Source organism: Amycolatopsis sp. NPDC005003 (assembly GCF_053600695.1).
The window spans coordinates 68,952-83,458 of sequence record NZ_JBSGAI010000036.1; the positions used below are offsets into that span (position 1 = coordinate 68,952).

General features: G+C 71.8%; 15 protein-coding genes. 11 read left to right on the top strand and 4 right to left on the bottom strand.

All coding sequences use genetic code 11. The features are described 5' to 3' along the window. The first annotated feature begins 32 nt into the window (after positions 1 to 32). Positions 33 to 1,007 (top strand): tetratricopeptide repeat protein, encoded by a 975-nt coding sequence (locus tag ACWED2_RS34010; RefSeq protein WP_449694605.1) that lies wholly within the window; start codon positions 33 to 35, stop codon positions 1,005 to 1,007. 45 nt (positions 1,008 to 1,052) lie between these two features. Here ACWED2_RS34010 and ACWED2_RS34015 read toward each other — a convergent pair whose 3' ends face one another. Next, positions 1,053 to 2,486 (bottom strand): neutral zinc metallopeptidase, encoded by a 1,434-nt coding sequence (locus tag ACWED2_RS34015; RefSeq protein WP_449694606.1) that lies wholly within the window; start codon positions 2,484 to 2,486, stop codon positions 1,053 to 1,055. Between the two features lie 132 nt (positions 2,487 to 2,618). Between ACWED2_RS34015 and glgP the strand changes: the two genes are divergently transcribed. Next, positions 2,619 to 5,147, top strand: coding sequence for an alpha-glucan family phosphorylase (gene glgP, locus ACWED2_RS34020; RefSeq protein WP_449694607.1), 2,529 nt, complete (start codon positions 2,619 to 2,621; stop codon positions 5,145 to 5,147). Between the two features lie 2 nt (positions 5,148 to 5,149). Here glgP and ACWED2_RS34025 read toward each other — a convergent pair whose 3' ends face one another. Further along, positions 5,150 to 5,362: a hypothetical protein gene (locus ACWED2_RS34025; protein WP_449694608.1), complete on the bottom strand. Its 213-nt coding sequence runs from the start codon at positions 5,360 to 5,362 to the stop codon at positions 5,150 to 5,152. Between the two features lie 323 nt (positions 5,363 to 5,685). Between ACWED2_RS34025 and ACWED2_RS34030 the strand changes: the two genes are divergently transcribed. The 4 genes from ACWED2_RS34030 (at position 5,686) to ACWED2_RS34045 (ending at position 8,513) form a co-directional block, all read left to right on the top strand. Continuing rightward, complete coding sequence (locus ACWED2_RS34030) at positions 5,686 to 6,516, top strand: hypothetical protein (RefSeq protein ID WP_449694609.1); 831 nt, start codon at positions 5,686 to 5,688, stop codon at positions 6,514 to 6,516. Positions 6,517 to 6,541: 25 nt separating this feature from the next. Next, on the top strand, positions 6,542 to 6,856 hold the full coding sequence (locus ACWED2_RS34035; RefSeq protein ID WP_449694610.1) for a hypothetical protein: 315 nt from the start codon (positions 6,542 to 6,544) through the stop codon (positions 6,854 to 6,856). Positions 6,857 to 6,869: 13 nt separating this feature from the next. Next, positions 6,870 to 7,460 (top strand): putative T7SS-secreted protein, encoded by a 591-nt coding sequence (locus ACWED2_RS34040; RefSeq protein ID WP_449694611.1) that lies wholly within the window; start codon positions 6,870 to 6,872, stop codon positions 7,458 to 7,460. Between the two features lie 63 nt (positions 7,461 to 7,523). Next, complete coding sequence (locus ACWED2_RS34045; protein ID WP_449694612.1) at positions 7,524 to 8,513, top strand: LLM class F420-dependent oxidoreductase; 990 nt, start codon at positions 7,524 to 7,526, stop codon at positions 8,511 to 8,513. A gap of 68 nt (positions 8,514 to 8,581) precedes the next feature. On the opposite strand, the gene ACWED2_RS34050 is transcribed toward ACWED2_RS34045, so the two are convergent. Together ACWED2_RS34050 and ACWED2_RS34055 are read right to left on the bottom strand one after the other, a co-directional pair. Further along, positions 8,582 to 8,977 (bottom strand): rhodanese-like domain-containing protein, encoded by a 396-nt coding sequence (locus ACWED2_RS34050; protein WP_449694613.1) that lies wholly within the window; start codon positions 8,975 to 8,977, stop codon positions 8,582 to 8,584. Next, positions 8,974 to 9,519 (bottom strand): cysteine dioxygenase, encoded by a 546-nt coding sequence (locus ACWED2_RS34055; RefSeq protein WP_449694614.1) that lies wholly within the window; start codon positions 9,517 to 9,519, stop codon positions 8,974 to 8,976. The genes ACWED2_RS34050 and ACWED2_RS34055 overlap by 4 nt, the downstream gene beginning before the upstream one ends. A 347-nt stretch (positions 9,520 to 9,866) precedes the next feature. On the opposite strand from ACWED2_RS34055, the gene ACWED2_RS34060 reads away from it, so the two are divergent. The 5 genes from ACWED2_RS34060 (at position 9,867) to ACWED2_RS34080 (ending at position 14,506) form a co-directional block, all read left to right on the top strand. Continuing rightward, the gene (locus ACWED2_RS34060; RefSeq protein WP_449694615.1) at positions 9,867 to 10,688 is read left to right on the top strand and encodes an ABC transporter ATP-binding protein; all 822 of its coding nucleotides are present in this window, start codon (positions 9,867 to 9,869) and stop codon (positions 10,686 to 10,688) included. 54 nt (positions 10,689 to 10,742) lie between these two features. Next, entirely contained in the window at positions 10,743 to 11,522 is a 780-nt protein-coding gene (locus ACWED2_RS34065) for an enoyl-CoA hydratase/isomerase family protein (RefSeq protein ID WP_449694616.1), read from the top strand. A 4-nt stretch (positions 11,523 to 11,526) separates the two neighbouring features. After that, the gene (locus tag ACWED2_RS34070; RefSeq protein WP_449694617.1) at positions 11,527 to 12,492 is read left to right on the top strand and encodes a class I SAM-dependent methyltransferase; all 966 of its coding nucleotides are present in this window, start codon (positions 11,527 to 11,529) and stop codon (positions 12,490 to 12,492) included. 1 nt (position 12,493) lies between these two features. Continuing rightward, the gene (locus ACWED2_RS34075; RefSeq protein WP_449694618.1) at positions 12,494 to 13,660 is read left to right on the top strand and encodes a THUMP-like domain-containing protein; all 1,167 of its coding nucleotides are present in this window, start codon (positions 12,494 to 12,496) and stop codon (positions 13,658 to 13,660) included. Between the two features lie 81 nt (positions 13,661 to 13,741). Beyond that, a complete protein-coding gene (locus ACWED2_RS34080) occupies positions 13,742 to 14,506 on the top strand; it encodes an HAD family acid phosphatase (RefSeq protein ID WP_449694619.1) in 765 nt (254 codons plus the stop codon). Position 14,507: the final 1 nt, after the last annotated feature.

Below are 14,507 nucleotides of genomic sequence, written 5' to 3' on the forward strand. Positions count from 1 at the left end.
AACTCCTCCGGCGCGCGTGCCAGGATGGAAGCGTGACACAACCACGCGGATCTGCAGCGAAGTCAGCGGCCCTGTCGGCCGCCCTTTCCGGCGCGGTCGACCTGTCCGCGCTCAAGGCCCGTGCCGAAGCGGCGCAGCGGCAGCCGGCCCCGCCCGCCGGCCCGGCCGGGGGCGGCGACGGTCCGCCGCGGCCCGCCTCGGGCGACGCCGTGATCGATGTCACCGAGGCCACCTTCCAGGCCGAGGTCGTGGAGCGGTCCCTGCGCCAGCTCGTGGTCGTCGACCTGTGGGCCGAGTGGTGCGGCCCGTGCAAGCAGCTGTCCCCGGTGCTGGAGCGGATGGCCGCCGAGTCCGGTGGCGCGTGGGTCGTGGCGAAGGTCGACGTCGACGCCAACCCGCGGATCGCGCAGCTGTTCGGCGCGCAGTCGATCCCGACGATCGTCGCCATCGCCGGCGGCCAGCCGGTCGACGCCTTCTCCGGCGCGCTGCCCGAGCCCGAGATCCGCAAGTGGATCAACGCGCTGCTGGACGCCCTGCGCGACAAGCTGCCGGGCATCCGCGACGCGGAGGCGGCCGGCGGCCCGGTCGAGGAGCCCGAAGACCCGCGCTTCACCGAGGCGGAAGAGGCCTTCGAGCGGGGCGACTTCGCCGCCGCCCAGGCCGCGTACGAGCGCATCCTCGACGTCGAACCGGCGAACGAGCTGGCGAAGAACGCCCTGGCCCAGGTCAAGTTCACCGCCCGCGCCGAAAGCGCCGACCCGGACGCCATCGCCAAGGCGGACGCCGACCCGGCCGACCTGGCGGCCCAGCTCGACGCGGCCGACCTGGAAATCGCGGCGAACGACGTCGAGGCGGGCTTCAAGCGCCTGATCGACACCGTCCGCCGCACGGCGGGGGAGGACCGCAACAAGGTCCGCGAGCACCTGGTGGCCCTGTTCGACCTGTTCGACCCGGCCGACGACCGGGTCATGAAGGCTCGCCGCGACCTGGCGAGCGCCCTCTTCTAACGAAAAAGGGCCCCCACCGCCTGGTGGGGGCCCTTTTCGCACAAGCTAGGCGTAGGACTTCGAGCAGACCGACGAGCCCTCGAGATACCCCTTACGCAGCGCCTCGACCCGGTCGAAACCGCTGTCCGGGCGCTTCCCGTTGACGTCCGCCGACACGAGGCTCTCCGGCTGCAGCAGATCCGCGATCGCCTCGTCGAGGTCGCCCGCCGACAGCCGCAGGTCGCCGGGGCGGTTGGTGAACGCCGCCCAGGCACCCACGAGGCAGGCCGTGCGCAGGCCCGCGTTCGCGTTGTCGATCGACGCGCCGACGCCCTTCTGGATGCCCAGCGCGTACCGCGCCGCGACCTCCGAGAACGCCGCGAAGTCACCCATGCCGCCCGGGTCCTCGCCCTTCATCTCGGCGTCGCGGTCGATCGGCTGGGCGAGCCGGGCCAGCTTGGCCATGTCGATGCTGACGGTGTTGTCGCCCGGGCAGTAGGACGCCGGCGGCGTGGTCTGGCAGCTGCCGCCGTCGGTGATCTCGGGCGCGGCCACCCCGGCCCCCTTGAAGGCCTCGTCGAGGCTCTTCTTCAGCAGGGCGACGGTCTGCGCGTTGAACTTCGCGTCGCCCTTGCCCTGGTCGCCCTTGTCGAACGGGCGCTCGGTGAGCCGGGGCTTGATGTTTTCGGCCGTCATCCCCGCGCACTCCTTCGGGCCCTTCTCGAACCCGGCCTGGAAGGCGTAGGTGCGGTCGAACGCCGTGCCGTGCGCGCCCTTGTCGGCGGCGCTGGTGCCCGCCTGGTCGCGGATCAGGAACATCGACGCCATCACCTGGTTCAGGCCTTCGGACGTCGAGACGCGGTAGTACTTGCTCTTGTCCTCGGCGACCCAGCGGAAGTAGCCGCCGGCGAAGCAGTCCGCCTGCTGCTCCTTGACCACGGTCGGGGTGTTCTTGGCGATCCCCGCCTTGTCCCCGAGCCGGTACTGCACGGCGTGGCCGAACTCGTGCGCGAGCACCACGACCACCGACATCGGGCCGAAGCGCTGGCGCAGCATCGGCAGCAGCACGCCGCGGTCCCACGCCACCGAGTCGTCGACCGGGCAGTAGAACGCGTTCACGAGTTTCTTCACGCTGCCGCAGCCGGTCTTCTCGGTGTCGGTCTGCGCGTCGTAGGACAGCAGGGACTTGACCGGCTCGAACTGCTCGCCGAAGTTCGCCTTCAGCATCTCGCCCCAGTACGTCTGGACGTCGTCGATCGCGGCGGTGGCGAGCTTGTCGTCCTCGCCGCCGTCGGCGTTGCGGACGTCCAGTTTCGGCGTCGGCGCGTCCGGCTTGAGGCCGCTCTCGAAGTGCGTCACCGGCAGCCCGGACACCGAGCCCGCGCCGGTGTCCTTGGCCGGGTCCCCGCTCGCCCCGCCCTTGCTGTCGCACCCGCTCACGGCGACCGCCGCGACGGCCAGCAGCGCGACCAGCGCCCGCCGTCCTCCCCCTGGGATCATCTGTTCCACTCGCTCTCGTGCCACCCGGTACCCCGACGGGCAGGACCATACCCAGGGCATACGCGGAGCGTGCACGTTATCCCCGAACTCCTCCTGCGCACCGCCGCCCGCGGCCCGATATCGTCGCTTCCCATGCGTGCAGTCCGCCGGTTCACCGTCCGCGCCAGCCTCCCGGATTCGCTGTCCGGCCTGGGCGCGCTGGCCACCAACCTGCGCTGGACCTGGCACCCGCCGACGCGTGATCTCTTCGCGTCGATGGACGCCGAGCTCTTCAACGCCGTGCGCGACCCGCTGCGGATGCTCACCGCGCTGCCGCCGGCCCGGCTCGACGAGCTCGCCGTCGACGACGGCTTCCTCGAGCGCGCGAGAACCGCGGCCGAAGACCTGGAGAAGTACCTGTCGGAGCCGCGCTGGTACCAGCGGCGCGACGACCCCGACCTGCCGTCCGCGGTCGCCTACTTCTCGATGGAGTTCGGCGTCACCGAGGCGCTGCCGAACTACTCCGGCGGCCTCGGCGTGCTGGCCGGCGACCACCTCAAGGCCGCGTCCGACCTGGGCGTGCCGATGGTCGGCGTCGGGCTGCTCTACCGCAACGGCTACTTCCGGCAGTCGCTGTCGCTGGACGGCTGGCAGGTCGAGCACTACCCGGTGATCGACCCGAACGCCTTCCCCCTGGAGCTGCTGACCGCGGGCGGGCGGCCGGTGCTGATCGGCGTCGCGATGCCGGGCGGGCGCGAGCTGTGCGCGCAGATCTGGCAGGCCCGCGTCGGGCGCGTGCCGCTGCTGCTGCTCGACACCGACACCGAGGCCAACGACGAAGACCTGCGCGGCGTCACCGACCGGCTCTACGGCGGGGACGCCGACCACCGGCTGCGGCAGGAGATCCTGGCCGGCATCGGCGGGTTCCGCGCGGTCCGGAAGTACTGCGAGCTGACCGGCCACCCGCAGCCGATGGTGTTTCACACGAACGAGGGACACGCGGGGTTCCTCGGCCTCGAGCGCGCCCGCGAGATCGTCCAGGCCGACGGCCTCGCGTTCGACGAGGCCATGCCCGCCGTCCGTGCCGGGACGCTGTTCACCACGCACACCCCGGTCAGCGCGGGCATCGACCGGTTCCCGGTGGACCTGGTCCAGCGCTACTTCGCCGACGGCAGGCTCGTCCCGGACATCGACCCGCGCCGCGTGCTCGCGCTCGGTGCCGAGGACAACCCCGGCCTGTTCAACATGGCGCACATGGGCCTGCGGCTGGCGCAGCGCGCGAACGGCGTCTCGCAGCTGCACGGGCGTGTCACGCGCAAGATGTTCTCCCGGCTGTGGCCGGGGTTCGACCACGACGAGGTGCCGATCTCGTCGGTGACGAACGGCGTCCACGGCCCGACGTGGGTGGCCCGCGAGCTGAGCACGCTGCTCGGCCGTGAATGGGGCCTCGACGTCGGCGAGGGGCCGCTGCGCGACGGCGTGTCCGACGCCCGGCTGTGGCAGCTGCGGCGCGACCTGCGCGAGAAGCTGGTGCACGAGGTGCGGCGCCGGGTGCGCGCGGCGTGGCTGCAGCGCGGCGCGTCACCCCTGGAGCTGGGCTGGGTCGACTCGGTCTTCGACCCGGACGTGCTGACCGTCGGGTTCGCCCGCCGCGTGCCGACGTACAAGCGGCTGACGCTGATGCTGCGCGACCCCGAGCGGCTGCGCACCCTGCTGCTGCACGAAGACCGGCCGATTCAGGTCGTCGTCGCGGGCAAGTCGCACCCGGCCGACGAGAACGGCAAGCAGCTGATCCAGCAGATCGTCCGGTTCGTCGACGGCGCGGACGTGCGGCACCGGATCGTCTTCCTGCCCGACTACGACATGTCGATGGCCCGCTACCTCTACCGCGGCTGCGACGTCTGGCTGAACAACCCGGTGCGGCCCTTGGAGGCGTGCGGGACGTCGGGGATGAAGTCGGCGCTGAACGGCGGGCTCAACCTGTCGATCCGCGACGGCTGGTGGGACGAGTGCTACGACGGCAGCAACGGCTGGGCGATCCCGACCGCCGACGGCGTCGCCGACCCGCTGCGCCGCGACGACCTCGAGGCGGCGGCGCTCTACGAGCTGCTCGGCCAGCAGATCGCGCCGCTGTTCTACGACCGCTCGGCCGACGGCGTGCCCACGGGCTGGCTGTCGATGGTGTGGCACACCCTGGAGACGCTGGGCCCGCGCGTCCAGGCGTCCCGGATGGTCCGCGAGTACGTCGACAACGGCTACCTCCCGGCGGCCCGCACGGTCGCGGCGGCGACCGGCGACGGCTACCGCGGCGCGCTGTCGCTGGCGGACTACCGCACGAAGCTCGAGGTGTCGTGGCCACGGCTGCGGATCTTCGACTCGGAGCTGCTGGTGGAGGCGACCGAGCCGCTGGTGGTGGGCACCGAGGTGACGATCCGCGCCCGGATCGACCTGGCCGGCCTGGATCCGTCCGAAGTGGACATCCAGGCGGTGGTCGGCCGGGTGGCCGACGACGACGAGCTCCGCGACCCGGTGACGGTCCCGATGACCGCCGACGGCATCGGGGCGTTCGCCGCCCGGGTGAAGCTGCCGAGGCCGGGATCGGTCGGCTACACGGTCCGGGTGCTGCCGAGGCACGGGCTGCTGGCGACGCCGGCGGAGCTGGCGCGGGTCGTCCTGGCCTGAGTTCACCACCGCCGCCCGGGCGGCGGTGGAGGCAGCATCGGCCGGATGCCGCGGAAGGCGTACTCGACGGCCTGCAGCCGGGTTTCGAGCTCGGCGACCCGGTGGGCGTCGTCCGTCCTCTCCGTCCTCTCCGGTCTGGACAGCCAGGCCCGCACGCGCGCCGTCGCCAGGCAGCCGACCAGGAAAGCCAGCACCGCGATCAAGATCGGTTCCACAGTGGTCCTCCCGTTCGCCGGACGGCCTCCGGGAACGGGCCGCCGGAACCAACGTACGGGTGTTGATCCATTTACCGGGCGTTGATCTGCGGTTTTGCCACGAACAAGTCAAGGACGACCGTACGGTTTGGATGGCCGGAAAACGGGTTTGTCGACTTCGTGGCGGAATGCGGGCGGAAAAGTGTCGAGAATTTGGCCAGAACTTGGCAAAAGCACTGGTGGTGGTGAGTTTCCGCAGGTGACACGCGAAGGTAATGAGCTTGCTCCGCCGGATCAAGGTTCCTTTATGATGCTGCTCCATTGCCGCTGGCAAGGGGAGGACGATGAACGGGCAGGGCCGTCCGGCGGAGGGAATCCGCGCCGAAGATCGCGTGCGCGTCGAGAATGCGGTGGGCAAGCTGCACAAAAACGCGGGAGTCCGGGTTTCCGGGCTCCGTGAAGCGCTCGGTCCCGAACTGCGGGAATTCTGGGGGATCCGGGACACTGATCCCGCGCCCCGGGTCTGCGCCGTCGTCTACCTGCGCCTGATGGAAGTGCTCCGGTCGATGGTCGAGCCGGAACCCAAGCTGGAGCGGCTCGTGCACGTGGCCTACAACGTGGAGCCGGTGCCGCTGGACCGGAACCTGGCCGCCCGCCTGGAGAACCTGCTCGGCCGGTCGTCCCGCAGCTTCCAGCGCGACCTCCGGCCGTTCCGCGACGAGCTGTTCGTCAGCCTCCGGACCCGGCGGCGCCCCCTCGCCGAGCACGACGTCCGGGAGGCGGAGAGCCGGTTCGCGGCCGGCGCCGTCAGGACCGTCCCGAACAGCCCGATCGAAGGATTCCACCTGGACTCGGCCGTGGTGGTCCGGTGGTTCCTGGACCGGTTCTGGTGCGCACCGGCCGACGCCGGTCACGAGCCCGTCGTCGTCGACCTCGGCGCGCGGGGCGCCTGGCTGTGCGTCTTCGGCGACCACGGCGCCCTCGACGGCTACCGCGGCGCCGTCGGGTGCCACTGGCCGCTGTCGGTGAGCGGCACCGGGCGGGAACTCGTCCGGACGGCCCACCGAGCGGCTTCCGGCCTGCTCGTCAACCCCAGCCGGACGAAGGGGACCGGCGCCGAACAGGCCTTCTCCCTCTCGCCGTCGTTGATCGCCGAGCTGGTCCGCGGCTTCTGAACCGACCCCGAAGGACGGTCTTCCCATGAACGGCTTCGAAGCCGATCCCGTGCTGCTGCGCGCCGCCGGGCACCGGTTCGGCGCGCTGGCCGCCGAGTCGGCGGCCCGCCCCGAGCTGCGCTACGCGGCCAAGGCCGAGCAGACCGGTGACGTGTTGCTCGCGAGAGCTCTCGAGGACTTCCAGGACGCCTCCGCCCGCGCAGCCGCGCTCCTGCTCGATGAGGCGCGGGAGCTCGGTGCGCGGCTCGAGCGGGCCGCGCACCTCTACGCCGGCCAGGACACCGGCGCGGCCGGCGTGATCGGGGCGCCGGAGCCGTCCGGCCCGGCCGGGCTCGGCTGAGCGGGCGGCCGGCGTGACCTGGGATCCCGGCACGGTCAACCTGCTCCGGGGCGAGGCGACCCGCCTCGGCGCGCTGGCGCGGGTGTTCGACGAGCTCGACACCGACCTGCGGCTGCTCGTCCCGGAAGGCTGGGCGGGCGCCGCGCACGACGCGTTCGCCGACACGCGGGCGCGCATGGCGCAGCAGCTGCGTTCGGCGGCCGACGCCCACGACCTCGCGGCCAAGGCGCTGGAGGACTACGCCGAGACCCTGGCGGAGCTCGGTGAACGGCGTCGCGACGAACCGTTGTCGGACGGCTTGGCCCGGTTGGAGCTCCAGCGGGTCGAGGCCGCGGGGGCGGCGGAGGCCGCCTGCCGGGAAGCGGCCGCCCGGCTCGGCGAGCTGCGGCCGGTCCTGCCCGAGCGGGCTGAGGCGGCCGCGCCGGTCCCGGCCGGCGGCATGCCCCCGTTGCCGCCGCCACCACCGCCGGTCCGGCGCGGCCGGGTGGCGCCCGAGCCGGAGGAGCCGGGCGATCCGCGCCTCGGCGACGTCGACCGCGGGGCGTACCGCGACCATCTCCAGGACCTGTGCGACGCGGTGCTCGACCACCTCACCGGCGGCTGACCTGGAGCCGCTCCAGCCGGAAACCACGCCGCGCGGCGGGAAGAGCCGGGTTAAGTTGGCCGTATGCGCTTCGGAATGTTCGTCCCGCAGGGCTGGCGGCTCGACCTGGCCGGCCTCGACCCCGCGGACCACTGGAAGACCATGCTCGGCCTCGCGAAACACGCGGAGGCGGGCCCCTTCGAATCGATCTGGGTCTACGACCACTTCCACACCGTGCCGGTCCCGACCGAGGAAGCCACGCACGAAGCCTGGTCGCTGATCTCGGCGTTCGCCGCCGCGACGGAGACCGTCCGGCTCGGGCAGATGTGCACCTGCATGGGCTACCGCAACCCCGCCTACCTGGCGAAGGTCGCGGCGACCGCCGACCTCATCTCGGGCGGCCGGGTCGAAATGGGCATCGGTGCGGGCTGGTACGAGCACGAGTGGCGGGCCTACGGCTACGGCTTCCCGTCCGCCGGCGAGCGGCTCGGCCAGCTCGACGAAGGCGTGCAGATCATGCGGGACCTCTGGACGACCGGCAAGTCCACATTGGATGGGAAGCACTACCGGACGGACGGCGCGATCCTGAGCCCGCGGCCGCTGCAGGACGGCGGTATCCCGCTGTGGATCGCCGGCGGCGGCGAGAAGAAGACCCTCCGGATCGCGGCGAAGTACGCGCGGTACACGAACTTCTTCCCCGAGCCGGAGGCGTTCACCCGCAAGTCCGAGATCCTGGCGGCGCACTGCAAGGACGTCGGCACCGACTTCGACGCGATCGTCCGCTCGGGCAACCTCAGCGTCGTCCTCGGCGAGACCGAAGCCGACGTCCAGGAGAAGCAGGCCTGGCTGAAGGCGCACTACGAGAAGTACGTCCCGGCCGAGGACGCCGCGCGGGCGGTCGCCACCTTCGCGAGCGGACCGACGGCCGGCACGCCGGAGCAGGTCGCCGAGCACCTCGCCGCCCTGGGCAAGCGGGGCATGTCGTACGCGATCCTGAACTTCCCGGAAGCCGCGTACGACCGGTCCGGCATCGACCTGTTCACCAAGCACGTCGCCCCGGCGCTGGCCGGCTGAAAACTGTCGGTCCCCTTCGGTAGCGTGGAAAACGGGGCTGCCGAGTCAGGTTCGGCCCGCAATCGCGCCTAAGGCACCGCCGGGCTGCCGCCGTCCTGCACGGGCAGGCCGGCGGCAGCCCAGGCCCGGAACCCGCCCTCGAGGTCGGTCGCGCCGGGCAGCCCCAGCCGCTGCAGGTCGGCCGCCGCCAGGCTCGACGAATAGCCCTCGTTGCACACCACGATCACCGTCGTGTCCGGGCCGACCCCCGGCAGCCGCCACTCGCTGTCCGGCGCCAGCCGCCACTCCAGGTGGATCCGCTCGACGATCACCGCGCCCGGGATCTCGCCCTCGGCCGACCGGTTCGCCAGCGGCCGGATGTCGACCACCAGCGCTCCAGCCTCCTGCAGCTCGCGGGCCCGGACCGGGTCGACGCGGTCCAGCGAAGACCGCGCGGAAGCCAGCAGCGAATCGACAGCGCTCATGACCGGACGATAGCGGGCAGCGGCGGGATTTCCGCCGGAACGTCGGCGAGCGAGTCGTACTCCCGCGTCGCCACCAGCGGCGGCGAGTACGCGTGGACGCTGGCCGCCGGCTGGTCGCCGATGCCGGTCACCTGGTGGGCGCGGCCGGCGCCGAAGCCGAGGCCCTCGCCGGCGACGTGCGTCCGGCGCCGGATCGGGCCGCCGGGGTAGCGGTACTCCTCGCCGAGCTCGCCCTGCAGGACGGTGAACGAGCCGGACGCGCCGCCGTGGTCGTGCGGCTTCGTGTGCTGGCCGGGCAGCCACGACAGCAGCCACAGCTCGACGCCGTCGGTCAGCGCCAGCCGCGCCCACCAGCGGCGGTCTTCGTCGAAGCGCAGGATGCCGCGCAGGCCCGCGGTCAGCTCGGTGGTGACGGTGGCGGTCAGGTCGGCCAGTTCACGCGGCGTCCAGAGCAGCCGCGACGGGTGCAGCAGCTCGGGCAGCAGCGGGTCGGTCAGCTGCGGGTGGATCTCGACGGGCGGGCGAACCAGGGACGTGGTCAACGCGGGTGCTCCTCGGACGCGAAGGGTGATCGGACGCGGGGTGATCGGACGCGGGGTGATCGGACACAGCGTCAGCGCGGCACCGCACGCGCCGGAAAACGACGCGAGGGATCAGGGGAGCCGCGCCCGCGTACACCCGGCCGAAGCGACGAGCAGCAGGTCGATCGCGCGACGGCGCCAGAACGAGCCCCGGGTCACCGGGGTCACGGGCGCGTCTGCGGACATGCCGGGATACTGCCACAACCCGCCGCTTCGGACCGGGGCGTTCCACGTCGTGGACACACGACGACCTGCTGGTTCGCCGTCTCACCCGGGCGGGTGCGCACGCGCGCGCGACGGCAGACAGAATGGGCCTCGTGAGCGAGCCGATCCAGCCCAGCGAACTTGACGACCTCGTGGTCCGGATGGCCGGTGTCGGCGTCCGCCGCGGGACCAACGACCTCCTCGCCGGCCTCGACTGGACCGTCGAGCTGGACGAGCGCTGGGTGGTGCTCGGCCCGAACGGCGCGGGCAAGACCACCCTGCTGCGCCTCGCCGCGGCCGAGCTGCACCCGACGACCGGCGAGGTCGACCTGCTCGGCGAGCGGATCGGCAAGGTCAACATCTTCGACCTGCGCCCCCGCATCGGCTTCACCTCGGCTGCCATCGCCCAGCGCGTGCCGGGCGATGAGCTGGTCAAGGACGTCGTGGTCAGCGCCGGCTACGCGGTCGTCGGCCGCTGGCGTGAGGAATACGACACCCTCGACATGGCCCGTGCGACCGAACTGCTGGACGCGATGGGTATCGGGCACCTGGCCGAGCGCACCTTCGGCACGCTGTCCGAGGGCGAGCGCAAGCGGGCCCTGATCGCCCGGTCGCTGATGACCGACCCGGAGATGCTGCTGCTCGACGAGCCCGCGGCGGGTCTCGACCTGGGCGGCCGCGAGGACCTGGTCGCGCGGCTGTCCGACCTGGCGTTGGACCCCGACGCGCCGGCCCTGGTCCTGGTCACCCACCACGTCGAGGAGATCCCGCCGGGGTTCACCCACGCGCTGCTGCTGCGTGACGGCCACGCCGTGGTGTCCGGGCTGGTCGACGACGTCATCACCAGCGAAAACCTGTCGAAGACGTTCGACCAGGACCTTGTGCTGGAGCGTTCCGGGGACCGCTTCTTCGCCCGTCGCCGCTAGGGTGGCCTTACCGACCGGTAGCGTGCTGGCAGATCGTCAACGAGGAGGATGGGCGTGGGAGAGTTCGCAACACTGGAGGTCAAGGACGGAGTCGGCACGATCCGGCTCGACCGGCCGCCGGTCAACGCCCTGAACGCCCAGGTCACCGCCGAGCTCGCGGAGCTGGCGAAGGAGGCCACCGAGCGCGACGACGTCCGCGCGGTGATCCTCTACGGCGGCGAGAAGACCTTCGCGGGCGGCGCGGACATCAAGGAGATGGCCGCCCGCACGTACCCGGAGATCGCCAAGTTCGGCGCGAACCTCACGGGCACCCTCGCGGCCATCGCGAACATCCCCAAGCCGGTCGTCGCGGCCATCACCGGGTACGCCCTCGGCGGCGGCCTCGAACTGGCCCTGACCGCGGACTGGCGGGTCGCCGGCGACAACGTCAAGGTCGGCCAGCCGGAGATCCAGCTCGGCGTCATCCCCGGCGCGGGCGGCACCCAGCGCCTGGCCCGGCTGATCGGGCCCAGCAAGACCAAGGACATCGTCTACACCGGCCGGTTCGTCAAGGCCGAAGAGGCGCTGCGGCTGGGGATCGTCGACCAGGTCGTGGCCCCGGACGACGTCTACGCGGCCGCGCACAAGTGGGCGGCCCAGTTCGCGAACGGTCCCGCCGTGGCCCTCCGAGCCGCGAAGGCGGCCATCGACGGCGGTCTCGACACCGACCTCGCGAACGGGCTCAAGCTCGAGTCGCACCTGTTCGCCGCCCTCTGGGCGACCGAAGACCAGAAGAACGGCATGAAGTCGTTCATCGAAAACGGGCCCGGCAAGGCCACTTTCGAAGGGAAATGACGCCTTGACCGACGTGAACGACCCGGCGCCGAACCCGCACGCCACCGCCGAAGAGGTCCAGGCCGCGTACGCCGACCCCAAGCTGGCGAACGTGCTCTACCACGACTGGGAAGCCGGCACCTACGACGAGAAGTGGTCGATCTCGTACGACGAGCGCTGCATCTCCTACGCCACCGACGTGTTCAACGCCGTCGCGGGCGAGGACGGCCAGCCCTACCAGCACGCGATGGAGCTGGGCAGCGGCACCGGCTTCTTCCTGCTGAACCTGATGCAGGGCGGCGTCGCCAAGAAGGGCTCGGTCACCGACCTCTCGCCCGGCATGGTCCAGGTCGCGCTGCGCAACGCCGAGAAGCTCGGCCTCGACGTCGACGGCCGGGTCGCCGACGCCGAGCGCATCCCGTACGACGACAACACGTTCGACCTGGTGGTCGGGCACGCGGTGCTGCACCACATCCCGGACGTCCAGGCGGCGTTCCGCGAGGTGCTGCGCGTGCTCAAGCCGGGCGGCCGGTTCGTCTTCGCCGGCGAGCCGACCAAGGTGGGCGACTTCTACGCGCGCAAGCTCGGCCAGTTCACCTGGTTCCTGACCACGCGCGTGACGAAGCTGCCCGCGCTGCGCGGCTGGCGGCGTCCGCAGTCCGAACTGGACGAGTCGTCGCGCGCCGCCGCGTTGGAGGCCGTGGTCGACATCCACACCTTCGACCCGTCGGAGCTGGAATCGTGGGCCCGCGGCGCCGGCGCCCAGGACGTCCGCGCGGTCACCGAGGAGTTCGCCGCGGCGCTCGCGGGCTGGCCGATCCGGACGTTCGAAGCCGCGGTGCCGTCGGAGAAGCTGACCGTGCGCTGGCGGATGTTCGCCTACCACCTGTGGCTGCGGCTGTCCGCCGTGGACAAGAAGGTGCTCTCGAAGATCCTGCCGCGGGAGCTGTTCTACAACGTGATGATCACCGGGACCAAGCGGCCGTCCTGAGTTGGGTTATTCGTTCAGCCTCGGCGACGTCGCCTACCTGCGTTCCGGCGTGGGTGCGGCGGCGCTCGCCGAGGTTGCGGCGCTGCCGCTGACCGACCCGATCGCGTCCGTCGCGGCTGCCCGCCGTCTCGTGGGCGCGGAGCGCGCGGCCGCCGTCCTGGAGACCGTGCTGCTGCGGCGGAAAGCCGCCGGGAAGCTGTCCGGTGTGGACTGGCTGTTCACCTCCGACGCCCTCCAGCAGGCGAGCGCGTCGGTCGTGGCGCGGCACCGGGCCCAGCGGCTTGCGGGTCTCGACGTCCACGACGTCACCTGCTCGGTGGGCGCGGACCTGGTCGAAATCGCCCGGGTGGCGCGCCTTGCCGTCGGGTCCGATGTGGACCCGGTGCGGCTGGAGATGGCCCGTCACAACGGAACTGCGGCGGGTGTCGCGTTCGGTCTGGCGCGGGCCGACGCGCTGCGCCCGGTGAGCCGCGCCGGCGTGGTCGTCGCCGACCCGGCGCGGCGCGATTCCGCCGGGCGGCGGGCGTGGAAGCCGGCCGATTTCACGCCGCCGCTCGACGGGCTGGTCGAGGCCTACCCGGGGCGAGCCTTGTCGGTGAAGTGCGCGCCCGGGCTCGACTTCGCGCTCACGCCGTGGGCCGACGAGGTCGAGCTCGTCTCCCTGGACGGCCAGGTGCGCGAATCCTGCCTCTGGCGCGGCTTGAACACCGGCGTCACCCGCCGGGCGACGGTGCTGCGCTCGGACGGGACACAGTGGACGGTCACCGACGCCGAACCGGACGAACTGCCCACGAGGGAGCCGGGGGAGTGGATCGTCGACCCCGACGGCGCCGTCGTCCGCGCCGGGCTGGTCCGCCACTACGCGGCGCGGCACGGGTTGTGGCAGCTGGACGAACGCATCGCGTACCTGACCGGCGACACGCCGCCACCGGGGGTGCGGGCGTTCCGCGTCCTGGAGCACGGGCCGTACACCGAGAAGGCGCTGAAGGCCGTCCTCAAGCGACACGAAGTCGGGCGGCTGGAGATCCTGGTGCGGGGCCTGGACGTCGACCCCGACGCGTTGCGGCGACGCCTGAAACCCCGTGGCGGCGCCGAGGCGTCGGTGGTGCTGACGCGGATCGGGCGATCGCCCGTCGCGTTCCTCTGCCGCGCCGAACGGATCACGTGAACAAAAACTTTCGAGGGGTGGAACTCCCGGTGAACGTGACGTAGGTTCCCCGGGTCGTCAAGTTCCACTGGAGGGTTCGCCGTGTCGAAGAAATGGTCAGGTCTCGTCAAGCTCGCCGCCGCCGCGGCCATCGGTGCCACTGTCGCCTCGGGAGCCACCGCGCTGGCCGGCTCGGACGAGTCGACCGCCGCGCGGTCGAAGGAGCCGGCCAACATCGGCCAGGTCAAGCTGGACGTCAAGGCGTACTACGGCGACTACGTCGACGCCGCCGGCAAGCACCACTACTCCGACACCAGCCGGTTCGTGAAGGACACCACGCGGATCGTCACCGACGCGAAGCGCTACCTGCAGCAGTCGCTGGGGCGGGTGAAGAACCCGGCGATCGTGCTCGACGTCGACGACACCTCCGAGGTCACCTACGGCTGGGAGGCCGACAACGACTTCGGCTTCGACCCGGTCAAGCAGCAGCAGGCCATCGACAACGGCACGTTCGTGGCGAACAAGCCGGTGCTGGAGCTGGCCAACTGGGCGGCGCAGCACGGCGTCAAGGTCTACTTCCTGACCGGCCGCAACGAGTTCCAGGGCCCGCAGTCGCTGAAGAACCTGGCCAACGAGGGCTACCCGGCCCCGGCGGGCGCGTTCTTCAAGCCGAAGACGACCGCGCCGGACTACCTGCCGTGCGGGCTGACCTGCACCACCGTCCAGTACAAGTCGGGCACGCGGGCGCACATCGAGGCGACGGGCGCGCGGATCGTCCTCAACCTCGGCGACCAGTTCAGCGACCTCGAAGGCGGCTACGCGCTGCGTCCGGTCAAGCTGCCGAACCCGATGTACTACCTGCCCTGAC